General features: G+C 42.7%; 31 protein-coding genes and 2 tRNA genes. 18 read left to right on the plus strand and 15 right to left on the minus strand.

What is annotated here, in order from left to right; all coding sequences use genetic code 11:
• The first annotated feature begins 86 nt into the window (after positions 1-86).
• Complete coding sequence (locus tag NWE95_05425; protein ID MCW4003337.1) at positions 87-1,148, plus strand: mechanosensitive ion channel family protein; 1,062 nt, start codon at positions 87-89, stop codon at positions 1,146-1,148.
• Between the two features lie 109 nt (positions 1,149-1,257).
• Positions 1,258-2,490, plus strand: coding sequence for a cation:proton antiporter (locus NWE95_05430; protein ID MCW4003338.1), 1,233 nt, complete (start codon positions 1,258-1,260; stop codon positions 2,488-2,490).
• An 8-nt stretch (positions 2,491-2,498) separates the two neighbouring features.
• Here NWE95_05430 and NWE95_05435 read toward each other — a convergent pair whose 3' ends face one another.
• A complete protein-coding gene (locus NWE95_05435; GenBank protein MCW4003339.1) occupies positions 2,499-2,993 on the minus strand; it encodes a DinB family protein in 495 nt (164 codons plus the stop codon).
• 332 nt (positions 2,994-3,325) lie between these two features.
• Positions 3,326-3,895, minus strand: coding sequence for a hypothetical protein (locus NWE95_05440; GenBank protein ID MCW4003340.1), 570 nt, complete (start codon positions 3,893-3,895; stop codon positions 3,326-3,328).
• Positions 3,896-4,009: 114 nt separating this feature from the next.
• Between NWE95_05440 and NWE95_05445 the strand changes: the two genes are divergently transcribed.
• On the plus strand, positions 4,010-4,555 hold the full coding sequence (locus NWE95_05445) for a hypothetical protein (protein MCW4003341.1): 546 nt from the start codon (positions 4,010-4,012) through the stop codon (positions 4,553-4,555).
• A gap of 33 nt (positions 4,556-4,588) precedes the next feature.
• Here the strand turns inward: NWE95_05445 and NWE95_05450 are convergent, their stop codons facing one another.
• A complete protein-coding gene (locus tag NWE95_05450) occupies positions 4,589-5,431 on the minus strand; it encodes a CBS domain-containing protein (GenBank protein ID MCW4003342.1) in 843 nt (280 codons plus the stop codon).
• 178 nt (positions 5,432-5,609) lie between these two features.
• Between NWE95_05450 and NWE95_05455 the strand changes: the two genes are divergently transcribed.
• Entirely contained in the window at positions 5,610-6,080 is a 471-nt protein-coding gene (locus NWE95_05455; protein ID MCW4003343.1) for a hypothetical protein, read from the plus strand.
• 131 nt (positions 6,081-6,211) lie between these two features.
• A complete protein-coding gene (locus tag NWE95_05460) occupies positions 6,212-6,475 on the plus strand; it encodes a GYD domain-containing protein (protein ID MCW4003344.1) in 264 nt (87 codons plus the stop codon).
• A gap of 356 nt (positions 6,476-6,831) precedes the next feature.
• On the opposite strand, the gene NWE95_05465 is transcribed toward NWE95_05460, so the two are convergent.
• From NWE95_05465 to NWE95_05475, 3 genes are all read right to left on the minus strand, one after another.
• Entirely contained in the window at positions 6,832-7,215 is a 384-nt protein-coding gene (locus NWE95_05465; protein ID MCW4003345.1) for a hypothetical protein, read from the minus strand.
• Positions 7,216-7,368: 153 nt separating this feature from the next.
• Complete coding sequence (locus NWE95_05470) at positions 7,369-8,001, minus strand: hypothetical protein (protein ID MCW4003346.1); 633 nt, start codon at positions 7,999-8,001, stop codon at positions 7,369-7,371.
• A gap of 109 nt (positions 8,002-8,110) precedes the next feature.
• Positions 8,111-8,188 (minus strand) — tRNA-Val (locus NWE95_05475).
• A 169-nt stretch (positions 8,189-8,357) separates the two neighbouring features.
• Between NWE95_05475 and NWE95_05480 the strand changes: the two genes are divergently transcribed.
• The 3 genes from NWE95_05480 (at position 8,358) to NWE95_05490 (ending at position 10,853) form a co-directional block, all read left to right on the plus strand.
• Positions 8,358-9,614, plus strand: a complete 1,257-nt coding sequence (locus NWE95_05480; GenBank protein MCW4003347.1) for a DUF2400 family protein — start codon at positions 8,358-8,360, stop codon at positions 9,612-9,614.
• Between the two features lie 62 nt (positions 9,615-9,676).
• Complete coding sequence (locus NWE95_05485) at positions 9,677-10,300, plus strand: FkbM family methyltransferase (GenBank protein MCW4003348.1); 624 nt, start codon at positions 9,677-9,679, stop codon at positions 10,298-10,300.
• Between the two features lie 208 nt (positions 10,301-10,508).
• On the plus strand, positions 10,509-10,853 hold the full coding sequence (locus NWE95_05490; protein ID MCW4003349.1) for a hypothetical protein: 345 nt from the start codon (positions 10,509-10,511) through the stop codon (positions 10,851-10,853).
• Between the two features lies 1 nt (position 10,854).
• On the opposite strand, the gene NWE95_05495 is transcribed toward NWE95_05490, so the two are convergent.
• On the minus strand, positions 10,855-11,247 hold the full coding sequence (locus NWE95_05495) for a Mov34/MPN/PAD-1 family protein (protein ID MCW4003350.1): 393 nt from the start codon (positions 11,245-11,247) through the stop codon (positions 10,855-10,857).
• A 96-nt stretch (positions 11,248-11,343) separates the two neighbouring features.
• Here NWE95_05495 and NWE95_05500 point away from each other — a divergent pair.
• A tRNA-Ser gene (locus NWE95_05500) sits at positions 11,344-11,428 on the plus strand.
• A gap of 46 nt (positions 11,429-11,474) precedes the next feature.
• Here the strand turns inward: NWE95_05500 and NWE95_05505 are convergent.
• The 3 genes from NWE95_05505 to NWE95_05515 all read right to left on the minus strand — a co-directional run bounded on the left by NWE95_05505 (position 11,475) and on the right by NWE95_05515 (position 12,991).
• The gene (locus tag NWE95_05505) at positions 11,475-12,101 is read right to left on the minus strand and encodes a hypothetical protein (protein ID MCW4003351.1); all 627 of its coding nucleotides are present in this window, start codon (positions 12,099-12,101) and stop codon (positions 11,475-11,477) included.
• Positions 12,102-12,218: 117 nt separating this feature from the next.
• Positions 12,219-12,668 carry a hypothetical protein gene (locus NWE95_05510; GenBank protein MCW4003352.1) on the minus strand — a complete coding sequence of 150 codons (450 nt, stop codon included), beginning with the start codon at positions 12,666-12,668 and terminating at the stop codon, positions 12,219-12,221.
• 20 nt (positions 12,669-12,688) lie between these two features.
• Complete coding sequence (locus NWE95_05515) at positions 12,689-12,991, minus strand: winged helix-turn-helix domain-containing protein (protein ID MCW4003353.1); 303 nt, start codon at positions 12,989-12,991, stop codon at positions 12,689-12,691.
• Positions 12,992-13,431: 440 nt separating this feature from the next.
• On the opposite strand from NWE95_05515, the gene NWE95_05520 reads away from it, so the two are divergent.
• The 6 genes from NWE95_05520 (at position 13,432) to NWE95_05545 (ending at position 19,024) form a co-directional block, all read left to right on the plus strand.
• Entirely contained in the window at positions 13,432-14,736 is a 1,305-nt protein-coding gene (locus tag NWE95_05520) for an FtsX-like permease family protein (protein MCW4003354.1), read from the plus strand.
• Entirely contained in the window at positions 14,729-15,538 is an 810-nt protein-coding gene (locus NWE95_05525; protein MCW4003355.1) for an ATP-binding cassette domain-containing protein, read from the plus strand. The genes NWE95_05520 and NWE95_05525 overlap by 8 nt, the downstream gene beginning before the upstream one ends.
• Positions 15,539-15,558: 20 nt before the next feature.
• Positions 15,559-16,785, plus strand: coding sequence for a trypsin-like peptidase domain-containing protein (locus tag NWE95_05530; GenBank protein ID MCW4003356.1), 1,227 nt, complete (start codon positions 15,559-15,561; stop codon positions 16,783-16,785).
• Between the two features lie 300 nt (positions 16,786-17,085).
• Complete coding sequence (mtnP, locus tag NWE95_05535; GenBank protein ID MCW4003357.1) at positions 17,086-17,877, plus strand: S-methyl-5'-thioadenosine phosphorylase; 792 nt, start codon at positions 17,086-17,088, stop codon at positions 17,875-17,877.
• Positions 17,878-17,914: 37 nt separating this feature from the next.
• Complete coding sequence (apt, locus tag NWE95_05540) at positions 17,915-18,439, plus strand: adenine phosphoribosyltransferase (GenBank protein MCW4003358.1); 525 nt, start codon at positions 17,915-17,917, stop codon at positions 18,437-18,439.
• Between the two features lie 282 nt (positions 18,440-18,721).
• A complete protein-coding gene (locus NWE95_05545; protein MCW4003359.1) occupies positions 18,722-19,024 on the plus strand; it encodes an Lrp/AsnC ligand binding domain-containing protein in 303 nt (100 codons plus the stop codon).
• Positions 19,025-19,087: 63 nt separating this feature from the next.
• On the opposite strand, the gene NWE95_05550 is transcribed toward NWE95_05545, so the two are convergent.
• Positions 19,088-19,255 carry a hypothetical protein gene (locus NWE95_05550; GenBank protein ID MCW4003360.1) on the minus strand — a complete coding sequence of 56 codons (168 nt, stop codon included), beginning with the start codon at positions 19,253-19,255 and terminating at the stop codon, positions 19,088-19,090.
• 79 nt (positions 19,256-19,334) lie between these two features.
• Entirely contained in the window at positions 19,335-19,787 is a 453-nt protein-coding gene (locus tag NWE95_05555) for a hypothetical protein (protein MCW4003361.1), read from the minus strand.
• 406 nt (positions 19,788-20,193) lie between these two features.
• On the opposite strand from NWE95_05555, the gene NWE95_05560 reads away from it, so the two are divergent.
• Positions 20,194-20,454 (plus strand): cupin domain-containing protein, encoded by a 261-nt coding sequence (locus tag NWE95_05560; protein ID MCW4003362.1) that lies wholly within the window; start codon positions 20,194-20,196, stop codon positions 20,452-20,454.
• Positions 20,455-20,461: 7 nt separating this feature from the next.
• Here NWE95_05560 and NWE95_05565 read toward each other — a convergent pair whose 3' ends face one another.
• Entirely contained in the window at positions 20,462-21,550 is a 1,089-nt protein-coding gene (locus tag NWE95_05565) for an mRNA surveillance protein pelota (GenBank protein MCW4003363.1), read from the minus strand.
• Between the two features lie 89 nt (positions 21,551-21,639).
• On the minus strand, positions 21,640-22,167 hold the full coding sequence (locus NWE95_05570) for a hypothetical protein (protein MCW4003364.1): 528 nt from the start codon (positions 22,165-22,167) through the stop codon (positions 21,640-21,642).
• Between the two features lie 147 nt (positions 22,168-22,314).
• Here NWE95_05570 and proB point away from each other — a divergent pair, with 147 nt between their 5' ends.
• Together proB and NWE95_05580 are read left to right on the plus strand one after the other, a co-directional pair.
• Complete coding sequence (gene proB / locus NWE95_05575; protein ID MCW4003365.1) at positions 22,315-23,451, plus strand: glutamate 5-kinase; 1,137 nt, start codon at positions 22,315-22,317, stop codon at positions 23,449-23,451.
• The gene (locus NWE95_05580) at positions 23,444-24,682 is read left to right on the plus strand and encodes a glutamate-5-semialdehyde dehydrogenase (protein ID MCW4003366.1); all 1,239 of its coding nucleotides are present in this window, start codon (positions 23,444-23,446) and stop codon (positions 24,680-24,682) included. Before proB ends, NWE95_05580 begins: the two co-directional genes overlap by 8 nt.
• Positions 24,683-24,837: 155 nt before the next feature.
• Here the strand turns inward: NWE95_05580 and NWE95_05585 are convergent, their stop codons facing one another.
• Positions 24,838-26,343 (minus strand): NADH-quinone oxidoreductase subunit N, encoded by a 1,506-nt coding sequence (locus NWE95_05585; GenBank protein MCW4003367.1) that lies wholly within the window; start codon positions 26,341-26,343, stop codon positions 24,838-24,840.
• Between the last annotated feature and the right edge of the window lies 1 nt (position 26,344).

Consider the following 26,344-nt stretch of genomic DNA (forward strand, 5'->3'; position numbering starts at 1 on the left):
CCTGAAATAATATTTATAAGTATTCGATATTATTGGTGTGCCATTATTTAATCCAGCTATTGGCAAACTGGAGTTATAAAAGCAAGATGGCAAACATAACTGAAATAATACAGAGCATATTGCAAACAGACCAGCTGACAAGCGAAATTATAGCTTCAGCCATAATTTTTTCCATCATAGCAGTTGTTGGTTGGACAGTATATTTCGTTTTTAGCAGATACTTAGTTGCATGGGCAGGAAAAACAAAATCGACACTCGATGATGACATACTAAAAAATGTCAAACCGATAACAATCCTTATTGTATTGATCGCAGGGTTCTATTATTCCCTAAGCTCTCTGTCTAGCCTGCAACCTTACACGGTTCAGTTATCAAAAATTTTCAGCGTTTTAGGAATTTTGATAGGCGCTTTTATGGTAACCAAAATAGCAAGCATCCTCATTAACTGGTATGGAAGCCGCATTTCTCGAAAAAACGTAAATAACAACCACATCCTTTTTCTTTTGAAGAAAATTGTCCAATTAATCGTTTACATACTGGCTTTTTTGATTATATTGTGGGTTTTAGGCATTGATTTATCTGGCGTTGTTGTTGGCTTAGGTGTCGGCGGTATTGCCATAGCATTCGCACTCCAAAGCACGCTAAGTGACTTCTTTAGCGCTTTCTCCATATACTTTGACCGACCATTCGAGATTGGCGATTTCATTGTCGTCGGAGACCACAGCGGAACCGTGACGAACATCGGCATAAAATCAACAAGAATCCAACTCTTGCAGGGTGAAGAACTTGTGGTCCCAAACAAAGAGCTTACTTCTACTAATGTTAGGAACTTTAAAAAATTAAAAAGAAGGCGCATAACATTCACCATCGGAGTCAGATACAACACACCTGTCGATAAACTCAAGAAAATTCCCCAGATAATCACTAACATTATCGAAAACATTGAACTAGCCGAGTTATTTTTAGTTCGCTTCACTGAATTCGGAGAGTTCAGCCTCCGATTCACGATAATCTATTACGTAAAAGTAGCTGATTACACCAAATACTTAGAAACACAAGAAAAAATAAACTTTGCAATTAAAGAAGCATTCGAAAAAGAAGGCATAGAATTTGCATTCCCAACAAAAACAGTCTATCTACAAAAATAACCATTTACTACATTTTGAGTTTGTACTCTTGGTAAAGTTAGTGCGCATAAGAAAATTTTCTGGCAAATTATAAAAAGGCCCGCTGAATCATATCTTTTTCTGATGGCGCTTGGTTGACTCCGTTTCGATAGCTTTGATTATAAGTGCATTAATAGTCTTGATAGGTTTTTTAGCCAACATCCTCTTTGACCGAACAGGCGTGCCAGACATGCTGATTCTCATTTTTTTGGGCGCAATTTTTGGTCCAATATTTGGAGTATTTGACCCAGAAGCAATCAAAAGTTTTGCTCCTTTCATTGCCGCTTTGGCATTAGCCTATATATTGTTTGATGGCGGCATGGGCTTGAACATCAAGCGAGTCCTAATTAACAGCCCGAGAGCTGTCCTGCTTGCTTTCTTAACGTTCATCTTTAGCGTCTTGGGCGTTGGATTATTCATGACAATTGTTTTTCAAATGCCTATAATCTATGGCTTGCTGTTTGGCAGCATGCTTGGCGGCAGTAGTTCAGTTATAGTGGTTTCTCTTGCTTCTAAAATTAAGATGAATGAAAAAGGCGCCATCGTATTAATTTTGGAGTCTGCACTTACCGACATCTTCTGCATAGTAATTAGCTTATCATTAATTGATATCATTATCACTGGACAAGCCAACGTTAGTACAATCGCTTTAGGCATCGCAGGTAAATTCCTAATAGGCACGCTGATAGGTTTACTTTTAGGTTTCACATGGTTATTTGCCCTGCGCAAAGTAGCCTTGGTGCCTTTCTCTTACATGCTAACCATTGGAATCGTGCTGCTAGGTTATGCTGTATCCGAAAGTGTAGGCGGAAGCGGTGCCTTAAGCGCTTTGATTTTTGGCTTGATTTTGGGTAACGAAAGAGACATCCGAAACTTGCTTAAGCAGAATAACATTTCATACCAGCCTAATGGAAAGGTTTGTTTATCGGTAAGTAAGGGTTTGAAAAGGTTTGAGGCTGAAGTTGCATTCTTAATTAGAACATTCTTCTTTGTTTTTTTAGGCATTATTTTCACGTGCTCGAGTATTATGTTCTTAATTGGGGGAATTGCGGTTTCATGCATCCTTATTCTAACTCGGCTGGGTGGCGTTTGGCTAGTAACCCTGAAAAGTACCCTCAAAAAAGAACGAGAAATAATGACTGTTCTTTTGACCAGAGGGTTGGCAGCAGCGGTTCTGGCAACTTTGCCTGCTCAATACGGCCTTGAATATTCTGATTTATTCGTTTCAATAGCAGTAGTGGTCATCGTGACAACGGCTATTGTGGCCACAGTAGGGTCACTGCTTATATCGCGCCAGAGAAAACGTACAGTGGAAGAAAATTAATCGATGCTTTATGTTTGCTGTTGGTAACGCCAAAAAGCCTTGTAGGGTGCTTCTAAATCCATCTGCCAGAGTGCCGCTGATAATTCGCCATAGTGAATCATGTCTTCGAAAACCATGTGTGTTAACACCTTCTCAATTCTGACGCGCGTGTCGGGCTTGTCGCCCCAAGGAACAACTATTTCACGGTTTAACTCTTCCAACGAAAGCTTCTCCAAATAGTGAAGGGTTCTGCTCTCCACATCGCGCACATATTTCTTCAATGAATCCAAATCTTTAAACATGTTAAAGTCTGGGTCAACCCACCGACTAAAACAGCCTGGGATGATGTAGTTTACCCATCTGTCCTCAACGAGGGTTAAATGCAAAAACACGTTGCGTATCGAATCAAAACTCAAGCCCTTTGGTTTAACAACAACCGCCCAAGGCAACTTGCTAATTGCTTCAAAGTAGAGTCTGCGAACCTCGTGATTGTACCTGATTAATTCTTTAACGTCCATAGGCATTGCTTGCGCATTAGGGGTATTTAACGCTTGGCAACCACGTTTGGGCTTAACTTTTTACATTATGTTTTTGGCTGAAAAAGCGCTAATGGTGACCTACCCCCTATAGGTTTCTGCAATGAGTTTCTAATAGGCGGCAAATATGTTGGTGAGCACTTGTTTTACTACGTACATGGCTTGCGGCAGGTTTACCACGTACATTAAGGGTCTTGGTTGTACGCAGTAACAAGCAGCATTTGGACGCACGTAGTAAATCAACGGTAACAGGTCCCTCCCTCTCTATGTTTTCTGCATTGATTGAAATATTAGAATGCACAGGGTTTCTGTTTGGGGGTTTACATGTGCTGGCTAATCAAGCGTGCCATGTCGATGACTGTTAGGTCGTATTTGCAGTTGGGGCAGGTTTTTTGGATTGGGTGGTTTGCACCGACTTTGAGCGCTGCTCCGCAGTGGCAACAAAAATATGTCAGTGACTGCCCCCTCTCAGCCAACTGGCTAATAGCTTCGTCAACGCTACTTTGGCGAACAGGCTTATCCCTAACTTTCTTTCGGGCTTCCTCCGCTTTCTCCTTCATGCCCAGTTTCTCGTATTCCTCAGCCGCTTTGTCAAAGCGTCCTGTTAACTCGAATTTTTTGATCCGCGCCTTTGCCATGCTCGTCGGGTCAGGGTCTGTGCTGAAGTAATCGCAGTTCTTGTTTTGCACGTAGGGCTCTTCTAGGTCGGTGCCGAAGAGTTCACAGGAACCCATATTAAAGAACACGCAAGCGATGCAACTATTCTTCTTGTACTCCTCATCTAGCTTTTTGAAGCATACTGGGCAAGCCTCAACCTGCTTACCATCCTTAACCGTGATGAGCGGGATGCCTTTGAAGGTTGCACCGCAAACCTGACAATTAGACTTCATGTAAATCTAAAAAGCAATCGTCAAAGTCAGTTATTTGTGTTTCCTAATATTTAGATTTATCAACTTGTTATATGTCTCTTGAAGGTATAATTATTATTTAAAATGAGGGGTAACGTGAACACTTCGCGTATAAACAAAGATGCCTGTGAAAAATTGAAATTGCCTACATTGGTTTCTGTGGTACGGAAGTCAGTTGTAGAAGTCTTAAGCAGACCTGCTTCTGAACTTGAGGGGCATCAAGCTTTCAAGAGTCACCACAAGCTACTGGCGCTTTGGGCTACAGACTGCGCTGAACACGTACTTTCGTATTTCGAGGAAAAATATCCCAATGATGGTAGACCTCGAAAAGCCATAGAAGTTTGTCGAACTTGGGTAGCTACAGGCGAGTTCAAAATGGCTGTCATACGTGGGGCTTCACTTAACGCCCATGCGGCTGCCCGAGAAGCACAAGATGCTGCAGCGCGTTATGCTGCGCGTTCAGCGGGTCAAGCGGTGGCAACAGCTCATGTTCCCACTCACTCGATTGGCGCTGCAGTGTACGCTATCAAAGCCGCCGCTGCTTACTCGGGAAATCTTGATGATGGCTTAGTTAATGAACGTAACTGGCAACTGCAACGACTGATAGAATACACAAAGCAAGGCACCATGCAACTTTTTTGATTTTCAGGCACAAAAGTACGTAAAAATGAATGTTTATTTTGCGTAAGCTCCGATGAGATCGCGCGCTGTAATTATGCCTACAACTTTTTTGCCTCTAACAACAGGTAATCGCCTAATGTGCTTCAACGCCATTACCGCAGCTGCTCTGTGAACACTTATACCAGCGGGAATAGTAACCAGCGGCGATGAACACTCAGGCCCCACTTTAGTAAACATCTTTCTGCCAACAGCCAAGAAACCTGCGATTAGATCTCGTTCAGTAAAAATTCCAAACGGTTCCCCCTTGCGAGCAATGATGACACTTCCGATACGATTCCGCTTCAACATTTCAGCTATAGCGTTCACGTGCATTTCTTCATCCGCCAAAACGACCGCTTTAGTCATGAATTCATCAACACGCGCCTTAGTCTCGCTGACATCGGGCAAAGTCTTGACCAAATCCGAAGCTGTTATGATTCCCGCAAGTGTTCCGCCGTCAAATACTCCAAGTCTACTACTCTTCATAGTAATCATCACTTGTGCAACTTCTTTTACCTTAGCCGAAACAGAAACAGATGGTAGCGGGCAGGTCATGTTTTTTTCAACTGTCTCTTCTTTTTGGAACTGCCCAGGCACCAAGACTCTGTTTATCAAATCACCTTCTGTAATTATTCCCAGAGGTGTTGCGTACTTCATTACGATTAGGCTTCCAATATGCTTCTCACCCATCAATTGCGCAACCTCCTGCAGGGAAGCCTCTGGCGCTATTATGACAACGTTTTTACTCATCAAATCTGACGCTGTTCGGAAACGTGATGCGCTGCGTTTGTACTGCTTAAAAGTGATGTCAACCTCGCGTGATAATTTGCTTTTTCTTGGTTTTTGCGGTGTCTTCAAAGAATCCACCAATCTACTATTAGTTGATACGTTTAATTAACTTTCGACACACCGCTTGTTACACACAAATAAACCCATAATATTATTTGGGTCTTGATTTACTTGAATTTCTTTTAATAACTCAACCCAAAGATAACCTATAATAGCAACTATGCTCGAAATTTATACGTGGTTTTTAATGATAAAAGAAACGTTGCAAGTAGAGTTTAGAGAGGTAGGCACTACTGGAGTATTCATGGCTCACACACAAGCCAATCAAGAAAACTCAATGCAGTTACTACAACAGAACGGCTTTAGGGCACTAACAACTCAAGAAGCACTTAACAAAATAGACCAGAACCAAGAATTAAAGGAGCAGCTGAAAGGCAGATGGCTATATCTGGACGAAAAAGGCTCTGAATTGTCAGGATTTTACATGTTCAACGAGAAGGGAGAACTTGCAAAAATCGCAGGACCAGCCATGCTAAAAAAAGGAAAAGGAGATTTAGAGAAGATTGTTTTTGTTTTGAAAGGTTCTGAGCCGTTGTCACTTCTTGTACAAACTGACGACTTCGCCCGTTACGGCGGGTTCCGTTTCGACATCTATGCAACCTACGGTCATTCTGATGTTGCTGGAGTGGTAGTTGGGGTTAGAGTTGACCACGCCTGAAATTGAGGTATCAGAAGCATTCAAGAGAACCCCAGTATGTGAATATGTAGCAGTTATTGAGCAGTCACAACTATTTTTATTGACACAGAACAGCAATTACTTGTTTATTTCCTTGAGGAGGTGGATGTTGCTTGATTTTTGTTAATCTAGGAAAATTCCGTAAGACACCTGACAAGAGAGAAATTGGTGACACAGCCAAGATTGTAGCGGATTGGAAGACAAAGGGCATCAACATACTAAGCTGGTATTGGACGCTGGGACGCTACGATACAGTAGTTGTTTTTGAGGCCGCAAGTGAGAAAGATGCAATGAAAATGTCAATTAATATCTCGGAGTGGGTTATCACAGAAACTCTTGTGGCAATACCAAGACAAGAAGCAATAGAACTCATTTAATAATCGCTACTTATGATATTAGCGCCAATTCTTCTTGCCAAGTTCTTCCCCATTAAATTTCCATTTTTTCTTCTTTAAACCCAAGGCTTTTTAGTCGGGGACGATGCATTTTTCATCGGGGGATGATGTCGCCGTCCCAGTCTGATCGGGAAAGATGAAGAATTCGACAATTGACAGACCCCACACATGTAAACGGTGCCAATATTGCGTTGTCCAAAATGTGGTTCGCCAAGAGTAGAGCGGCAGAAAAATCAGGAAGTCCGCTGCCTAGCTTGTGGCATGGTATTCTATTTTGTTACTCCCAACACGGGTTCAGGAACGGACTTAGACCGATACAGCCTGTGAGCACCAGCAACTTATGTTGCTAACCAGTCAACCGCTTTCTTTGAGGTAACCCTCACAATCCTGAGTACACAAAAGAAACATAAAACAAGCACCAAGACCAAAACGATGCCACCAAATGCTGGATGAAAATTAAGCAAGAAAGGCAAATACAGCAAATACAGAACTACCAGCGAAACAACGTAGAGAAGTTGCCTTGAAACAACTAAAGATTCAGAGTAATCAAGACCCTTCTTCATGAAGAACTTGCGCGCTGGAACAATCGAAAAGGCATCAAGCAACCGTTTCACATTAGGATACATCCGCAAAATCAAAACAGTGAAAGTACCAAACATAATGAAGGTAACAATCACACGTGTCTGCCAATTCACTGAAGACGCAATTGGAATAAACACCAAGTTAGCAAAAAGCCAAACTAAAAAAACAAAAAGAACCAAATGCGTCGTGCTGGCGAAACTCTTCAAACTTTCCTTTAATTCCACGATATCATTTTTTTCAGTTATGTCATATCCACCCTTTACATGCTTTTTACTTAGATGCTTTTAAATTTTTCAAGAAGGCACTTGCCTCTTTTTAGCAGCCTTCTCATCAAGCATATCAGCTATCTTCGAGGTATACCTATCAATGACGTTAGCAATTGCACGTGTGCTCTGCCAAAGCGCATAGATCGCCCAAACCACGATAAGCACTAGCAACACTGCGGGAATTTCTGAGTGAATATAGGCTAAATAATCAAAGAATAACAAATACGTCAAAGACACGAGAATCACATACAAAACCCCATCTAAAGCAGTCCTGTAATTGCTAATCTCCTCTGCCCTTAACTCACCAGTAGCTTTCCCAAAATGGTACGCAGCAATCCCAGCCAAGCCACCGCTTAACCTGTGAACATCAATAAACACAGCGACGGTTATAATTGCCAAAGCTACAGCAATAAGCGCACTAACAACCGTAGTCAACGGATAACCAAAAATAAGCACAGAAACCCCTTCAGCAATCGGAATAAAAATCAAACGACCAACAAACCAAAGCAAAACAGCGCCAAAAACAGAAAAAGCCACGCGCACCCCCACCTGACGAAGCAACAAAGCAGAATCCGCATACACCTTCTTGCCAAACTCGTCAATATCACGGCTTACCGCAACATCGTCGACACTTGCTGCTGATTCCTCAAGCTTAGCCAATTTTATCCCTCTCTAAACAGCCAACTATGTTAGAAATTATTATAAAGATTTCCGATTTGTCCGCTAAACCCATTAAACCAGATCAACGTTTTATTAAAAAATGATTACGTGGTGGGCCGGACCGGATTCGGACCGGCGACCTTCTGCACGTCAAGCAGATGTCCTAACCAGGCTAGACGACCGGCCCACGTGTTCGCGCATCTTTTTTATGTTGTTTTCCTATATAGGCGCTTCGTCTGTGATGCGTTGCTTTATTTGATTTTTCTGCAACTATTAAACCATTTCCTAAATGCTAGCTTGCTACAACAGCAGTTTTAAGGCACATAATACACATTATACCATCTGGGTAAGAGGTCATGGATGCAACTGATGAAGTGATGTCCCTATTAGTAGAATTCATCAATAAAAATTCAAACGTACCTGATATCCAATGGGACAGGCGCATGAGCCCACGATTGCTCTTTAATCCCTACTCAGACAAGTATGAAGACAGAAAAATAATCGCCCACTACTTTTTGCTCGCCGCATCCATACTCGATGATAACATAGTCGGCTACCCAGAGAACGCCCGCATGCTAATCGCCTACCTTCACACTGCCTTTGGTAACAGCCTCTTTGAAATAAAAAAACCACATATTTTTGAGGAAGAAATTGTAAAATCCGACTTCTACCATGACCTTGGTCCAAACAAGCAAGCAGCATCCGAAATCCTAGCATCAGTCAACATGTTTGTCAGAATGAAAGCAGAAAGAAACCTTCTTAAATACGCCCAAAAGTTCACTAAACCAAGCAATTTCATCGAAGACATAGCACAAAACATTCCGGCACTTGATGGACCGCACAAGGACAGAACGTGGATTTACATGCGCTGGATGGTTAGACCGCAACCTGACCTACAAATCTACGACCACCTTCTCCCTGAAGACCTCCAAGTACCTCTAACAAGAGAAAACGCCAACGTCGCCACAAGCCTAGGCATAATAAACACTGCATCACTTTCCCTCTGGAAAGACGATAAAACAGCAACCGAAGCCAGACAAAAATTAACCGACTTCGCCAAACACCTCTTTCCCCAAGACCCCGCAAAAGTAGACTACCCATTCTTCCTCTTAGGTAGATGGCTAAAACAAAAGACTCTAAACCGCTACACGCTAAAAACGGCGTTGGATTTTCTGGACCGAATGCAAAAAATCACAGGTCAATCTCAAGCCTACTATCAGAAAATGAGCCGCTACAAAAGCGGATGGGAGAAAAAAACCGCCCTCACACTTCTTAAAATGCACATCCCATATGGATACGAAACCATCAGTTTTCCGCTTCCAAACGCTAACGAAGTTTACACACCCGACTTCATTTTGGAAAAAACTGTTCAAGGTAGAAAAATTATTCTAGAGCCACATTTTGAAATGACTAAAAGGCAAGCAAAAAAATACTCCCTCTTCAAACGTACGTACGGGCACAAATTTCTGCTAATACTATTGCTCAAGAACGATTTAATCCCCATGTACCATCAACGCAAAATTCTAACAGACGACGTTTGCGATGACGTTTGGCCGATAGAATTCATCCATCTGCTAGTTGAGAAAATCAGAACAGGAACATATGGCACGTAGCCACAAAAAATTTGCCCCAAAGGATTTTATATTCAACGAATATATCAAGCTCCGTACCCGAAATGTTGACCACGGCAACTCGAGTCTACGATAAAATCAGAATACAAATGGAAGATATTATTTGGCAGAAGAGCCTCCGAAAAACTGCAACGATTGTTTTAAACGTGATTTACCGCAGAGGTTTTCCGATGCCTACAGCAGTATATGAGCATTTCACAAAGTCAGACGAAATAAAAGAAGATGATTTTGGTGATGAAAGTTTTCTCACCAAGTACATGGTTCCTGAAGCGGGGAAATGCCTTGTTGACGTTGGAGCAAGTATCGGCTTGTGGACAATATACGTTGCAAAGCAGGGGCGGCAGGTTTACTGTTTTGAACCAAGCCCCAAAGCGTATGCTATCTTGAAAAGCAGAACACAGGCGTACCCGAATGTTCATGCTTACCCTTACGCTTTAGGCGACAAAGACAGGGTAGGGCGACTGGGGTTAGCAGCTTTCTCTTTAAGCGGTTCCATGGATGCAGAACTTAAGGGGCTCCATAAAGGGGGAACCATCGATATAGCTGTGCGTTCGCTGGATAGCCTAGCCATCCCTGACATAGGCATAATAAAAATCGATACGGAAGGGTATGAAACACCCATACTTGAGGGCGCTAAAGGCACCATTCAAAAAATAGACCACGCCTAATCATAGAAGTGCATAAAGCAACAGGCAAAGCAGCTAAAACCTTTGCAGAAGAACTGGAAAATATAAAGAGTATTCTACGGACTTACGGTTATACGTGGGTTGTGCATGGTAGACAGATTAGTTTGCGAGAAGTGCAACCGCACTTAATCGCTGAACCAAAAGGAAGATAGATTTCTATAAATGCTAGTAAATCTTTTCTCTTGGTTTAATGGCTCAGGATAAATTCAAACAAGCAGTTGTATGGCTTATACTTAGTGGACGAACAGAAGAAGCACTGACTTTGTTGTCAAACAATTATAAGGTAAGAGCACCGAAATTAAAAGTTGGCTTACCTAAAAAGCACAAGATAAAAGCATTCGGCTGTTACACAGCAAAAAACGAGACCATCTCTGTTTTAAACAGCGATGCGCTCATTAATCCTTTCGTCATAATCCACGAATTCTATCATCACTTACGGTGTAAATCGGTGGATAAGATGCACAGGGGCACGGAGAAAAACGCTAACCAATTCGCCATGGAGTACATCGAAGCCTACAAAGCTGCATGCAAATAGTTTATTTATCAGTGATTTCTATTGGAATTTTTTCTCCACGTGCATTGTAAGCCACAACATCCTGTGGGGTAGCGTAGGGGTAGCCGACTATCATCATGATTCTGCCGAAGAAATGGTTAAAATCCACGTCTGACGGCGTTTTGTTACCTGACGGATGCGAGTGCACTGTGCCGACCAGCGAGAAATCCATCGGCAAAAGATGCAGAGGGTAGTTGGCAAAGCCATGCCCATAAGTTGCTAGGGGAGGAATCACAAGGTCAACTATGCGGATGGTGTCTTTTTTCTTTTTGCCACGTAGCAACAGAATGGTTTCTTTTGGGTAAAGGTGCCTTGCGCCTTCAAAGATTGCCTCAAGCAGTTCAGCGCTCATGGAAACTGTAATATTGTTCGCCATAGGCATCCGCAATGTTCAAAGCACCTTATTACCTTTACCAAACCTTGACTTGTGCAAAAACAGAAATAAACAAGAACCCCAATTACACTCAAAAGAGCCGGGATGGCAGAGTGGTTAACGCGCGGGCCTTGAGAGCCCGTGGACCTTCTGGTCCGCATGGGTTCGAATCCCATTCCCGGCGCTTCTTTTTAATATCTTGAATGTTTGTTCACTAAGAAGAAAAAGGGTTAGTAGTAGTATCTGATGGTTGCGTTAACACTGTTAGACTCTGCTTGGTTTATGTTGCCGATTTTGATTTGCACTGTTCCGGGCAGTACTGGGAATATGGCGGTTCCGCTGGTGCCTATTGTTTGGTTATAGTTAAAGTTGGTTTCGCCCATAACGAATAGTATTTCTGCGTAGGTTGTGTTTGCGGTTGCTTGTGCTGCGATTGTAATGTAGCCAGCAGTCTCTACTATATTAGTCCACACTTCTGTGGTTGTATTAGCGTTTTGGGTAAAAGAGTCATCGAATAAAAGTGCAGTTAGCTCCAAATTCAAGGCACGTTGCATAGAAACAATACTCGCATATGCACTCGTCAATGTATCATTCAGTATTGTAATTTGTTGATTTAGGCTTGTAATTTGTGCTTGGTATGTTGTTGCGTTAGGTGCTTGCGCAAGCTGATATTGAAGCGACCCAATCTGCGCCTGTAAGGAACTGATGAGGGCATCCTTCTCAGCTAATTCTTCCTGCAGAATAGTTGGTTGATAAACTGCGATTACACCGATTAAACTAGCGGCAAGGATTATGCAAATTATCGCTAAGGCTATGACCGTTTTGTTCCTTTTTTTAGCTATTGGTTCTTGTGTCATATCCTTCATCCGTTTTGTTTTACGTTTAGAAACTGTTTATATAAATAGCTATTTCCAAATCGAACCCAAACGCAACCTGAACGAGCGAAAACAGAATTACGCCCGGTGTTGATTTGCTTAGTACTTTATGCTCAAGTACAGTAAGACAGATAATGCAGCAAGCTCGAACATGCCTGGAAGGAAAACAAATGGCCCAAGTCCGAATGCTCTAAAGTTGAAGAGTCCCGTTACAAATGGGCTGGCTGCTACATCTTTCATCAAGAATGCTGCTGCAAAAATGATTAATCCAATTGTGAAGGGGGAGCGGGTTTTCATGTAAATGTTGAGGTACGTTACTAGTAACATTATGAGCATAGCTATGTTTATTGTCGAAATGATTGTTGATGTAAAGTAGAAGAATTCTAGGTCGCCAGGTACGTAGCTTCCCGGTGGAAGGGGACGAAGTGGAAATGTCGTATTTTCAAGTTTTACTGTTACCCAGTAGGCTGCCAGAAAAGCAACCGCTATTAATATTGAAGCCACTAAGCCGAATTTTAATCGATTTTCGCTTTTCATTTCTTTTTCCATCTTAGTTTTATCTCCTTTTTCTACTTTTTCCCGATTTTACCCGCAATCTCCTCAAACAGAGCATAGTTCTCTTCCATTGTTTGCGACAGAAAATATGTTGCGCCGTACCTGTCACCGATAGAGGTGATGATTTTGTTTTTCTCCAAAACGTCAAGGTGATGCCGCATCGTTTTATAATCCATCTTCAGCAGTGTTGCCAGTTGGTTCGCATTGAGCGGAGTTTCTTTTAACGCCTCAATTATTTTCGCGCGGGTCGGTCCACCTCTGGTACCTGTGATTAGCCAGCCAAGAAGGTACTTTAGTGAACGCGCGTTTATCGACATGAGTTACCGCTCCGTGAATGAGGGATTCTACGTCACTCTGTTATTTTAAATCAAGTTATAAAGGTGACCTTTTGAAACTTGACAAAAATTTGACCAGACAAACCTAATTGGGGTTGAATTTGGGTAAGATTTTGAAAAATCGTTTAATAACCTATCATCGATAGGCAGGACAAGGTAACCAAAAAGGAGTTTGAAAATGAGTATAAGCCCAAATGCCCAAAAACTGTCCAAATTAGAACACCCCTTTTGTTTGGCTCCTTTTTGGTTGCCTATTTTTATCTGCCAAGGTGTAATAAATGGGAATAATTAATAGAGCTATAAGGAATATTTCAAGGAGAAAAATTCGTGCGTTACTGGTTATTATTGCGTTAGGATTTTCCATGTCAATTATGATTTCAATTCCAGCGGGAGTTTTGGCCAATCAGGAAAGCGCAAATAGATTGGCTTCGGAATTGAGCAATACTATAAGCCAAACTGAGCAATCAATCAATGAAACATTAACTCAAATAGACTGCAGTTTGGCGTCAGAATTTGCAGGCTTTGGTTTTCAAGCGCCCAATAGGACGGGCTCTACTCAGCAACAATCACCTAATATGGGGAGCGTTCCACAAGGTGGTGGCGGCTTTGATCCTAGTCAATTTGGCGGTGGCACCATGCCGGGGCGGTTTGGCGGTGGCTCGTTTGGTGGTGGACAAGCGAATCCAATGAATGAAAGTCTTTATGTGGATATTTCCGAAATCAACGGTGTTGTTGCTGTTGCACCTATTTTGATTGCGACGCAGGGTGATAATGTTACAAGGGAATTCATGGGCAGAACCTTTTCAGTTATTGAAGAAGACTATGTTATTGAAGGTATTCCCTTAACATCAGAGCTTATTAATTACAACATTCTTCCGACAAACATTACGGCAGGCAGAAACCTGCAAGCAGGCGACAGCGGCGTCGTCGTGTTAAGCGAAAATAACACTATCTGTTTTGGCGCTGGAGTAGGCGATACAATAACAATTTTAGGCGAATCTTTTACGGTAGTAGGCATTCATGGCACGTCAGGCATTTCAAACATAAACACATTATACATGAATTTATCTGATGCACAAACGGTAACTAACAACACTGGATACATTACGAGCCTAAGAGTTTTTGCAGCTGACAGCGCCATTGTTTCGCAAGTTGCCAGCGACATCAGGACATTACATTCGGAACTCACTGTCAGTACTGCTCAAGATACACTAGAGAGGTTGCAGACCACACAAGCAACCTATGAAACTGCTTTGGCTAATGCGGAAGCATCACTTGCTCAAACTCAAGCTACAGCGACCCAAGAAATTATTGTTGTTGTGGCAGCAACAAGCCTCATAGTGCTGTTCGTAATGCTCTACACTGTTAAGGAGCGCACCAAAGAGATTGGTACACTCAAAGCAATTGGATTTAGCAACGCAAACGTGATGGGGCAATTCATGCTTGAAGGCGTTCTGTTGAGCCTAATAGCTGGTGCAGTCGGCATTGCAATAGGCGTTGTTGCTGCACCAACGCTTTCGTCTCTTCTGCTTCCAAGCGTAAACCTATTTGGCACTTCGGGCGGATTAGCGAGAACTGCCGCAGTGCAAGCGGCGGCGGTTTCCATTAATCTGGAGCTGATTTTGTTAGCTTTCGGAGCAGCCGTGGTGCTTGGGGCATTGGGCAGTTTGTATCCTGCTTGGAGAGCAGCAAAAATCAGACCTGCGGAGGCAATGAGATATGAGTAAACCTGTACTTCAGATTGAAAACCTAAACAAGATCTACATGCTTGGAAAACGACCCTTTGCCGCCTTAACAAACTTAAACCTTGAAGTGAATGCTGGCGAGTTTATTGCAATCATGGGTCCATCAGGTTCAGGCAAAACCACACTGCTTAACGTTATCGGATGCATCGACAAACCCACTAGCGGACAAGTAATCTTAGACGGCATAAATGTTGGCGACATGCCAGAGAGCCAACTCTACAAAATTAGACGCGACAAGATGGGCTTTATCTTCCAAACGTTCAATCTGCTACCGTACTTAAACGCTAGAGAAAACGTTGAGTTGCCGATGGAAGGCAGAATTAAATCAAAGAGCGAGAGGAAGAAACGTGCAAGCGAACTTTTAGCAACAGTGGGGTTATCAGGGCGTGAGGCGCATCGTCCACAGCGTCTAAGCGCAGGAGAACAGCAACGGGTCGCTATTGCCCGTGCCTTGGCTAATAATCCAGCTATCATTTTAGCTGATGAGCCGACTGGCAATTTAGATACACAAAACAAGCAAGAAATAATCAAACTTCTGGCAAGCCTTAACATAACGCAAGGCACCACCATAATCATGGTTACACATGATAGTCAAGCGGCGCATCATACTGAACGAATGCTTCTGCTCAAAGATGGAAAAATCAGCAAAGAAAAGGAAGGACTACATTTAGCTAAGAAAAGAAGTAAGTGCCCACAATGCGGAGGTATCATCAAAATAACTGATGATGTTTGCCCAAACTGCCAAAAAGAACTATATTCAAATGAAGATTTATTCTCAACTTAAACTAAGAAGGGAAAAACAATATGGAACCAAATGTAGAACCACAATTATCTCCTGTAATTCCTCCACCACCCCCTAAAAGGCGGCGGTTCACGATTCGTGTTGTTCTTGCCCTTGTACTAATCGGGCTCTTGTGCGGTGGTTTCATTGGTTATGCAGTAACTTACGCGGACTTCAATGCTAAACTCAACAGTTTGCAGAGTCAAATGGGGCACTATCAAAGCTCTACCAGCGGCAGTTCAACAAATACATGTTTGTTGAGTGATAATGCGAACGTGTCGCTTGCTAATCTTTATGCGCAGGTTAAAAATTCAGTTGTTGTCATCAAAGACCTTATTCCCCAATACGGTTTCTTCGGCGGTCTTATGGGATACAGCATACAGCAGGGGTCAGGCTTCGTAGTAAAGGTTAACAACCAACTCGTTGTGGTGACAAATAACCATGTGATTGAAGATTCCATAAACGTGACCGTAACATTTGCAAACGGCGACAGCTTACCCGCCACAGTACTAGGCTCAGACTCTAAAGCTGACCTTGCAATCCTCTCTGTTTCTTCGATGCCAAGCTATGCGGTTGCTTTGACGCTTGTGAGTTCTGCAACGTTACAAGTTGGTGACCCAGTGGTAGCAGTTGGTTCGCCATATGGCTTGTCAGGCACGTTGACCACAGGTGTAATCAGTGCTTTAGGCAGAACAATAACCGTGTCAGATTCAGGCACAAACAGTCAAACAATTCCTGATATGATTCAAACAAGCACTGCCATAAACTCAGGCAACTCAGGAGGACCACTAATCAACTATGCAGGCGAAGTGGTAGGTATAACCACCGCGGCTGTCAGCAACTCAGAAGGCTTAGGCTTTGCGGTGCCATCAAGCACAATCATCCGCGAAATAAACTCGCTGGTAACTACTGGCTCCTACGACCAGCACCCCTCCATAAACGCTCAGGGAACAGACATGAACTACCAAATCGCCCAAGCAATGAACGCTCCAGTAACTTACGGCTGGCTAGTTGAAAGTGTCTCCACACAAAACGGACTCAAAGGCGGCGACACACAAAAATCAATCATGGGCTCACGCGTAATCATCGGCGGAGACATCATCACCGCAATAAACGGCCAGAGGATTACTAACGGCGATGACTTACTATCATACCTTGAACGAAACGCACTGCCAGGTCAAACAATGAATTTCACTGTCATCAGAGATGGACAAACACAAACGGTTCAAGTAACCATAGGAAAAGCATAGTGAATTACGCCAGTTAGTCAAATAAAAGCACGCAAACGCGACAGTCCACGCCTTCAAGAACTATTTACTCTTTTCAAATCCTCGTGCCTAACGCTTTTATTTTGTTCAACTGCTTGTAACCATTACACAACCAGCAAGCAACCCAAAATAAACCCAAAAACCAAAACACTCCAATTCAAACAATCCGCTGCTTGATGTTGTAAGAGTGGATGGGGCTCACATACAACAACTAAAGAAAAAACAAACAAGCCAAACACCGTTACGCTATTTTTATAAGCCAAACGCTTACAGTAAAGAATCATGCAAGCAGAATTTGGAGTAATCGGCGGAACAGGACTCTACGACCCCAAACTTCTAAAAAACGTCCAAGAAATAACGATAGACACGCCATACGGTAAAGCCTCAGACGCCATAACCATCGGCGAATTAAGCGGCAAATCAGTAGCGTTTTTAGCACGACACGGAAAACTACACACCATACGCCCAACTGACATCAATGTAAGAGCCAACATATTCGCCCTAAAACGACTCGGAGTAAAACGCATATTAGCGGCTTCAACCGTAGGCTCACTACGCGAAGACTACGCACCCGGCGACATAGTTTTCACAGACCAATTCATCGACCGAACAACACGCCGTGAACAATCCTTCTATACAATAACAGAAGCTAAAGTGTGCCACATCTCCGTCGCAGAACCCATGTGCCCACAACTACGTAAAACACTAATCGACGTAGCCAAAGACCTGAAAATCAAAATGCATCAAACAGGCACATACGTCTGCATCGAAGGCCCACGCTTCTCAACCAAAGCCGAATCAAAAATGTACCGCCAATGGGGCGCAGACATTGTCGGCATGACAATGGTCCCCGAAGTCGTGTTGGCGCGTGAAGCCGAAATCTGCTATGCAAACATTTCAACAGTCACAGATTATGACTGCTGGAAGGAACATGCGGTATGCGTAGATGATATTGTAACTACAATGAGAACCAACATTGAGAAGTTAAAGCGCATAATCGCTGAAACCATCGCAAAAACACCCAGCGAATTCAGCTGTAAATGTAATAGCGCATTAACAGGCGCTTTCGTGTAACAGGAGAAAAACTGAAATGAACAAAACTGACAAACAAATCGATTTAAAAAGCAAAGTTCGAAGAATCCCTGAGTTCAAAGGCGTGGTTTTCTGGGATATAACCCCACTTTTAAAAGATAAAGAATGCTTCAAACAAACCATCAAACAACTGGCAGACCACTACCGAGGCAAACCCATCGACGTAATTGTTTCTAACGAGGCAAGAGGCTTCATCGTCGGCGCCGCTTTAGCTTACGAATTAGGGGTTGGTTTTGTGCCTGTGCGTAAAAAAGGCAAACTGCCCTACAAATGCATAGATTTAACTTACAAAAAAGAGTATGAATGCGACACGATTGAAATTCATCAAGACGCCATCGAGAAAGGGCAGAACGTTTTGCTCATTGATGACTTGCTAGCTACGGGCGGAACAGTAAAAGCCAATATTGATTTGGTTGAAAAATTAGGCGGCAAAGTAGTCGGCATCGGCTTCCTCATCGAGTTAGGCTATCTGAATGGAAGAAAAGCACTCGGCAACAAATATGACATATACTCACTAATCGAGCTAAAAACTCCAAACGGGTAAACCCAACTTAAATTTAGGCTTGGCGGATAGAAAGCACAAGGCAAGCATCCATTCCTACTCCTACTTCCTTCCTCCCCGATGGCGAAAAACGTCAATGAATGGGCACATAGCTTTTCCTTGCGCTTTCGAAGCAAAAGCCAGTTTTCGCCAAGCCCCAGCTTTTTACAGCTGCCACTAAAAAGTGTATAAACGGAATTTTATAATGCTTTGTTGTTGCAACCTGACAGCAACTCAGCTTTAATAGTGATTTTAAGCACACTTAAGTCAGTTGAGGTAAAAAGTATGGAAAATGTTTTTGAAGAGTCCCACGCGGTCATAACAACGTCCTCTGTGGCAGATGCTATTCTTGAGAAACCTAAGAGGAGCGCTTTTGTTTTTATCACCGCTGAATCAGAGGCAAGCCAAGTGGCCCTTCATGATTTGGAGCTGATTGATGAAGTAGAAGAAGTGTACCTTGCCAGAGGTGCTTATGATATTGTAGCTAAAGTTAGTGGAGAATCCTTTGATCACGTACGAGAAATTATTTGGAAGCGGATAAGGAGCCTTAGCAGTATTAAGGCAACATTAACCTTGACGATGATTTAATTTAGTTCTCAATTTCCCCTTTTTGATTTAAAAATGGTTTTAATTACGAGAAAAGAAATTTTATTAACTGTTTGCGATGCTGACAACAGCCAAATTGTTTTGGTTTAGAGCGACCGTTGGGTCGTCTTGTTTCCTTTTCCGCATGCATTCATGCATGTGCCTCCAAAGCATGTAGCGTGTCCTGAACGCTGGTGCTTTGCAAAATGGGCATCTAAATACTAGTTGCATCACTATTTACCCACCTTATTTTATTTACGGCTCTTCTGTGCGATATATTGGTATGTGACTGCCGCAAACCTACAACACAGGGTCATAACCGCCTTAGGATGATGCTTCTAATGCGGCTGTGTTTTTTCAGCAACTGAACAATTTTTTGGCTGATTTTAACTATCGGTTTATCAGCAATCCTTGACAGGGCTAACGAAACAAAGAACACGACAATGCCAATTAAAACTAAGATAGGGAAGTCGGTCACCCTTAAAATACTGATTATAATAAAAGTGAGTAATCCAGTGATTCCACCCATAATTGATGAGCGGACAATGAAATATAGTCGTTGCAAACTAACTGAGTTAGCGATAATATTCATTATTACGCTTTTCCGTTGCTGGCATTCGCTGTTTAATTCTTTTTGGTCTTCCTTTTGCGTAACGCTTACGTTTTCGTAGACAGCGTCACATACCTCTTTACTTACAACCTCATTTAATTCGAGTTCAATTGCAACCATTAGTTCATCTTCAGAATCTGCCTCTTTTACTATCACTGGTCTCTCCTCAACCAAGTTTCCAGTTTAATTGCCAAAACTATTTACACTTGAGTATTCACATGCAACAAGTTAAATTTTAGCACGCTAAACCAGCAATCATGTAGCCAATTGGGAAAGCGAGTCCCTTGTGTTGTGTTAACATCTTTTGCTCTGCAACTACCCCTATCCCCCTATATAAAGGCGGGATTTTAAACATACTTTTGAACCAAAAAGCTGCGATAGCACCCTACCCTCCTTAGGTTTCTGCAATGAGTTTCTAATAGGGCGCAAATAGGTTAGAGATTTAGAATGCAGATGTGTCTGCATGAACATAATAAGTATGATTAAGAAAAACTATTTACCAACTTGTAATTATTTAAAAGGTTAACAAGTATCAAATAAGTAGATGTTGGGTTGATGAATCATGAAACCTCAAGTTAGAAAGCCAAGCGAAAAAGAAAAACAAGAGGCGGAAAAATGGCCAATTTGGGAAAAAGAAAAATCGGCTTTCCCATGGGAATACGATGAGCAAGAAACTTGCCTAATCCTGAAAGGCAAAGCTGTTGTTGAGTGCCCTGAGGGTAGCGTGGAGTTTGGCGCTGGAGATTATGTTGTTTTTCCTCAAGGGCTCAAGTGCAGATGGGAAATTAAAGACAAAATTAAAAAGCACTACAAGTTTGGTTGAGATCTGCTTAAGACGCTGTATCTCTGTATTGAGGAAAACGTAAGAGCGCAGCAATTCCGCCCAGTGAGAGAAGTTTTGAACCTGCTTCATGTTCAGTGCTTACAACAGTTATAGCGGCATTACGTTTTTCTACTTGACGCATTAGCTCCTCAAGTTTGAGGCGTTGTGTTTCATCTGCCTCGCGGAGCGTTGTGTCTGCAACAATGAGCTTTTCCACTGCGCCCAGCATGATGGCGTTTTCTACTGCATCCAACCCATAAGTAACAGTGCCTTCGCCCTTGCCTAGCCGTTTCATGACTTCTTCCATTGTTTCTGTTTCTTCAACAATGCGCAGTTGATGCGCTGCCTTTAATAAAACGCCTGAACGTAAAGCTTCATCAATTCCTGCTGTGCCACCGTTGTTAACGCTTTTAACATCAACAACAGATTTTGACATCTCTTTTGACTCGTCACCAAGATAGCTTACAAAGTCGTTTTTTACGTAGCCAGCGCCAATTATAACGATAGGATTGTGATTTTGAGCCCACAATTTGTTTAGGCTATTTAGTGCAAGCTTGAAATATGCTTTAGTAGCTTCGACACGTTTATCAGCTTCCTTTTTGCCTGGCAACCGCATGCGCTGCTCAACTCTTGTTTCATAGCCGTACTGCTTAGTTTCAGCTATAGCAAACCCTTCATCGTCAATAGAGATTATCAGCAACGGTTTTTCGGTTTCGCTTGCTTTTACGAGGCGATCAAGCAGGTGTTTTGGCCACTCTTTCTTCACTATTGTCATGGGCTGATGCAACGAAATGTTTAGTGTATGATGAGCACCAGTGGGCATTATGTCTGGCGCATGACAAATCAGCCCGTGAACACGAAGTTTGCCAAGGAACTTGTCCCAGCTAACGGATTCCACTTTTACGCCCATGAATGCTGAAACGCGTTCAGCGCTTTTGGGGCGTGACGCTTCCGTATCGTTTTTTACGGCTCGGGAACTGTAAGCGTAAACCTCATCGCCCTTGTATACAACATTGTATAGGTGCCAGAGGTCATCAGGCGAATCAGGCACAACCTTAAGGAAGCCTTGCCTCAGATTTTTTTCTATTATTTTCAATTTCTTGTGTCCCGCAGTAGTTGTTATTGCTAGATAGATAAAAATGTACTATGACAAATTATAATTACTCTTTTTCTTCGGTTGGTTGATTATTTTGCTGGTGCTTTTTCTACGTGTTTCTTCCAATACCAAAACAACCCAATTACGCATGCGATTCTTAAGTATATTGATAGTGCCATCATCCACGAATATACATGGAGTTGTGTGAAACCTAAGTTTAAGGTGAATAAGCGGTTGTTTTGAGGTATAAGCCAAAGGCTATAGTAGCGATTTAGGTCATACGTTAAACCTGTTGTCAGATATTTTACAGAGCCGTAGAATACATCGTTCATAAGCGATGCTAAAAGTCCCAACCCAGTTGTGAGCGTCCAGTTTTTTAGGCTGAGCATAGAAAGGCTTGCAAACGGCAAGAAATACATCAAAACCAGCCACAGGTGGTAGCCATAGTTTAACCCCGATGACGCGATATCGATGTAATTGATAAACACTAAGCCGTATATAACTGCGAAAGCAATCAAGAAAGGCAGTTTGCCCACGAGAACGCCAGCAAATCCTAAGGAAACTCTTTGTTTAGCAGTTATAGACTGCTGGCTGGAAGCCTTTCTCTGTTGCAACATTACTCCTCGAAGCACACACACGACGCTTTGGTATGATTATAAACGTTGTTTCGAAAAGCTGTATATTTCAAAAAATTATGCTTTGGTTGCATTTAAAAGCAAGATGAACATATCACAAATAGTCTGCACAGTTCAAGTGATAAAGCTATGCCTCAAAGATTAGTAGTCGTAAAGGTTGGAACAAGCGGCATAACCACAAGTGATGGGAAACTAGACGAGCGTGAAATGATAAAGCTGACTAGCCAAATCGCCACAGCCACCAAACAAGGCGACAAAATTGTTCTTGTAACTTCAGGCGCAGTGGCAGCAGGCATAGCAGAGTTGGGAATTCCCCCTAAACCCAAAGACGTAGCTTTCCAGCAAGCAGCCGCAGCGACTGGACAGAGCGTTCTCATGGCAAAATACCGAGAACTCTTCAAAAAACATGACTTAAAAGTTGCCCAAATTCTACTTACAGCTGAGGACCTTTCAAACAGAGCATCCTACGTGCATACCTGTGACGTGTTGGGCTTGCTTCTAAAAATTGGTGTTGTTCCAATAATTAACGAGAATGACGTGACATCCGTTGATGAACTCATGCGAACTGAAGGTTACAAGGTTAATTTCAGCGATAACGACATCTTATCAGTTCTGGTTGCTGGAGCACTCTGCGCCGACTTAGTCATTATACTTTCTGATGTGGATGGGCTCTACACTGCTGACCCTTCTCAAGTTGGTGCAAAACTGATAAAAACAGTCGATGAAATTACTGCTGAACTCAAAACTTCGCTTAACGGCAAAAGCAAGCTTGGCAGAGGAGGCATTCAAAGCAAAATTAAAGCAGCGGAAATCGCAACTTCCTGCGGCATTCCCGTGGTTATAGCTAACAGTAGACGGGAAAATGTTGTTTTGGACATTTTAGCTGGGAAAGACGTGGGGACTTACTTTAAGCCTCAGAGTCGTATGCCTGCAGTTAAGCGTTGGATAGCTTATGGTGCAGCAGTAAAAGGCACAATTCAGGTTAACGAAGGCGCGAAAAAAGCGATTTTAAAAGGCTCAAGCCTTTTGCCTGTAGGGGTCACAAAGGTTAAAGGCATTTTTGATGTTGGAGACGTCGTTAGCCTTGAAGACGAGAACAACATTGAGTTTGCTAGGGGTAACCCCAATTACAACAGTACCCAGTTGAATCTGATTAAAGGGTTAAAAGTCTCTGATGTTAAGAAAAAGTTAGGTTCCGATAAGCCTAAAGAAGTCATCGAACATAGAAACATACACTTAATTGGGGAAGAAAAAAATGATGCTTGAAATATGCAAAAAAGCAAAAGTTGCTTCGTTTGAAATGGCAAAGCTCACAACAGAAGCAAAAAACGTTGCGCTCTGCAGAATGGCAAATGCTCTAGAAGCCAATGTAGAGAAAATTTTAGCCGCAAACAAGCTGGACGTGGAAGCCGCAAAAGCCAGAGGTCTTAAGGCATCGTTACTTGACCGTTTGTCACTGGATCAAAAGAAAATTCAAAATATGGCGAAAGAGCTCAGGGAAGTTTCTGCTTTGCCTGATCCTATTGGCTCAATTTTGAGTACTTGGACAAGAGAGAACGGTTTGATAATCAGTCAAGTGCGTGTGCCCATGGGTGTAGTTGGCGTAATTTACGAATCGCGTCCTAATGTTACTTCTGATTCTGCGGGAATCTGCATCAAATCAGGGAACGCTGTGATTTTGCGCGGTGGTTCTGACGCGTTGAATTCTAACGTTGCCATCGGGGAGGTTTTACGGGATGCACTATCGGGGACAAACGTGCCTGTTGATGCCATACAGATTGTTAATTCTCCTGACCGCAAAGTTGCAGAGGAGATGATGGGCATGCGGCGATACATCGATGTTCTTGTTCCTCGCGGAGGAGCTGACTTAATAAAAACAGTCGTTGAGAAATCGCGCATCCCAGTCATCGAGACAGGAACTGGTAACTGCCATATTTACGTTGAGGAAGATGCTGATTTAGAGAAGGCAACTCCGATTGTTATTAACGCTAAAGTTCAGCGTCCTGGAGTCTGCAATGCCGCAGAAAAGCTGATTGTGCACCGTAAAATTGCTGGTAAGTACTTGCCTGTTATTATTGCTGAGTTGCGCAAGAACGGCGTGGAAGTTCGAGGCGATGAGGAAACACGCAAAATCGTGTCTGACGTGAAAGCGGCAACTGAAGAGGATTGGTACACTGAATACTTGGACCTAATAATAGGCGTTAAAGTCGTCAATAGCTTGGACGAAGCAATAGCGCATATCAACAAGTATGGTACGCATCATTCAGACAGCATTGTCACAAGCGACTTTGATAAAGCCATGAAGTTCCTAAAAGAGGTTGATTCAGCTGCAGTTTACTGGAATGCATCCACGCGGTTTACGGATGGGAACCAGTTTGGTTTAGGCGCAGAAATCGGCATCAGCACGCAGAAGCTTCATGCAAGAGGACCCATGAGTGTTCAGCACTTGACAACGACGAAGTATGTTGTTTTGGGCAGTGGACAAATTAGGAAATAGTTGCAATTTTTTTCTATACCCCCATATTTATACTCTTAAAATTTGTTTATCGTGAAACTGCGAATTTTGAGCAGCCATTGATTGCTTGCTAACTTTTAGTGCACGTGTTAGGGGTTAGCTTGGTGTTCCAGTCACTTGCAAGCGCGTACTTGTTGTTAGAGTGTTAGTGTAATGAAGGGCAACTGGTCTACTACCGGATCTACTAGATGGAAGACGATGTCTGGGTACAAGCCTAACACTATGATTGCGGCAACCAGCATGAAGATTGGCACAAGCAACCGTTTGGGCTCTTTAATTTTTGTTTCATCTTTTGGTTTTTTTGCATACATGTAATTGACGAGTCTAAATATGTACGCAGTTTGCAATACACTTGTTAAAACACCTATGACTGCCAGCCAACTCAGGTTAGCCTCGATGGCTGCTGTGAATACTAAGTACTTAGCCAAGAACCCTCCAAAGGGCGGAACGCCAGCAAACGACATCCCAGCCATCACTAAAGCTAAGCAGACCATTGGCATTTTCCAGCCTAACCCTGAGAAGTCTTCAAGCGTGTGGAACCCATGCCTGTTAATGATGCCTACTACCATGAACGCAAGCGCTGTAGTTATGCCTCCAATAAGGAAGAAGTACATATTACCAATGATGCCCAGCGAAGTGAAACTTGTGATTGCCACCAAGTTGTAGCCGACATCAGCGACACATATGTTAGCAATTAACCGTTTCACGTTGTCCTGAATTAGAGCAAACAGGTTGCCAACAATCATGGTCAGTGCAGCCATTATGGCTAGCATGAAAGTCCAGTTCAACGCTCCAGTAGGCGTTATAATAAACACGAGCACTCGAATCAAGATGTAGTAGCTACCTTGGTCAACAAGTGCTGAGAGAAAGGCGGCGGATGTTGATGGCGCAGCAGTGTAAGCGTCAGGAAGCCAGAAGTGGAAGGGTACGATTGCTGACTCTATTGCGTAGCCAGTGGCAATGAATATGAAAGCAATGACTAGGAGGGTTTTATCACTTAAAGTCATCAGTGCTTGCTGTACAGCCACAAAGTTAAGACTGCCCGTTATGCCATAAACAAGTGAAAGCCCGAAAACCACGAAGGCAGAAGCGATTATTATCATAACTAAATATTTTAAGGTGGAGTTCAATGTTAGCGCGCTCTTTTTGTAGAGCATCATAAATCCTGCGCCTGCAGCGGCAGCTTCCCAGAAAATGAAGAGCGTTAGCAAATCGCCTGAGAGGACAGCGCCCATTAAAGAGGCAGTGAGCAGAAGCATAATCGCGAAATACCGCTCAGATGGTCGAGCACTTGAATTAACAAACAATACGGTGTAGAGCGTGATGACGGCGCTTAGTGCAATTATGATTACTGTCATGTAAATAGAAATTGCGTCAATCATAAGCGCACTCGAGAAAACTGAAAGCGCACTATTAGTCAACGATAAATTTACAACAGGAGGCGGAGAAGTACTATAGTACGTTATCACCAAGTTGGTTACAGCTAAACCAGCAGCGGTAAAAACCGCAATGAACCAGCCCAATGTCAAGGCAGTTTGATGCTTAGCTTTTCTAATTACTTTAAAGGCTGGAATAGTCAGTATTGCTGAAATAACTAAAGCAATAATCGGTAATACTGCATCGATAATTTGAACCTCAACCATT

The sequence above is a fragment of the Candidatus Bathyarchaeota archaeon genome, from assembly GCA_026014725.1.
Classification (GTDB): domain Archaea; phylum Thermoproteota; class Bathyarchaeia; order Bathyarchaeales; family Bathycorpusculaceae; genus Bathycorpusculum.

Coding starts and splice junctions, on each gene's coding strand:
- NWE95_05425 (MCW4003337.1), top strand. CDS start 87: ATGGCAAACATAACTGAAATAATACAGAGCATATTGCAAACAGACCAG.
- NWE95_05435 (MCW4003339.1), bottom strand. CDS start 2,993: ATGCCTATGGACGTTAAAGAATTAATCAGGTACAATCACGAGGTTCGC.
- NWE95_05440 (MCW4003340.1), bottom strand. CDS start 3,895: ATGAAGTCTAATTGTCAGGTTTGCGGTGCAACCTTCAAAGGCATCCCG.
- NWE95_05455 (MCW4003343.1), top strand. CDS start 5,610: ATGATAAAAGAAACGTTGCAAGTAGAGTTTAGAGAGGTAGGCACTACT.
- NWE95_05480 (MCW4003347.1), top strand. CDS start 8,358: ATGGATGCAACTGATGAAGTGATGTCCCTATTAGTAGAATTCATCAAT.
- NWE95_05485 (MCW4003348.1), top strand. CDS start 9,677: ATGTTGACCACGGCAACTCGAGTCTACGATAAAATCAGAATACAAATG.
- NWE95_05490 (MCW4003349.1), top strand. CDS start 10,509: ATGGCTCAGGATAAATTCAAACAAGCAGTTGTATGGCTTATACTTAGT.
- NWE95_05495 (MCW4003350.1), bottom strand. CDS start 11,247: ATGGCGAACAATATTACAGTTTCCATGAGCGCTGAACTGCTTGAGGCA.
- NWE95_05505 (MCW4003351.1), bottom strand. CDS start 12,101: ATGACACAAGAACCAATAGCTAAAAAAAGGAACAAAACGGTCATAGCC.
- NWE95_05510 (MCW4003352.1), bottom strand. CDS start 12,668: ATGGAAAAAGAAATGAAAAGCGAAAATCGATTAAAATTCGGCTTAGTG.
- NWE95_05515 (MCW4003353.1), bottom strand. CDS start 12,991: ATGTCGATAAACGCGCGTTCACTAAAGTACCTTCTTGGCTGGCTAATC.
- NWE95_05525 (MCW4003355.1), top strand. CDS start 14,729: ATGAGTAAACCTGTACTTCAGATTGAAAACCTAAACAAGATCTACATG.
- NWE95_05530 (MCW4003356.1), top strand. CDS start 15,559: ATGGAACCAAATGTAGAACCACAATTATCTCCTGTAATTCCTCCACCA.
- mtnP (MCW4003357.1), top strand. CDS start 17,086: ATGCAAGCAGAATTTGGAGTAATCGGCGGAACAGGACTCTACGACCCC.
- NWE95_05545 (MCW4003359.1), top strand. CDS start 18,722: ATGGAAAATGTTTTTGAAGAGTCCCACGCGGTCATAACAACGTCCTCT.
- NWE95_05560 (MCW4003362.1), top strand. CDS start 20,194: ATGAAACCTCAAGTTAGAAAGCCAAGCGAAAAAGAAAAACAAGAGGCG.
- NWE95_05570 (MCW4003364.1), bottom strand. CDS start 22,167: ATGTTGCAACAGAGAAAGGCTTCCAGCCAGCAGTCTATAACTGCTAAA.
- proB (MCW4003365.1), top strand. CDS start 22,315: ATGCCTCAAAGATTAGTAGTCGTAAAGGTTGGAACAAGCGGCATAACC.
- NWE95_05580 (MCW4003366.1), top strand. CDS start 23,444: ATGCTTGAAATATGCAAAAAAGCAAAAGTTGCTTCGTTTGAAATGGCA.
- NWE95_05585 (MCW4003367.1), bottom strand. CDS start 26,343: ATGGTTGAGGTTCAAATTATCGATGCAGTATTACCGATTATTGCTTTA.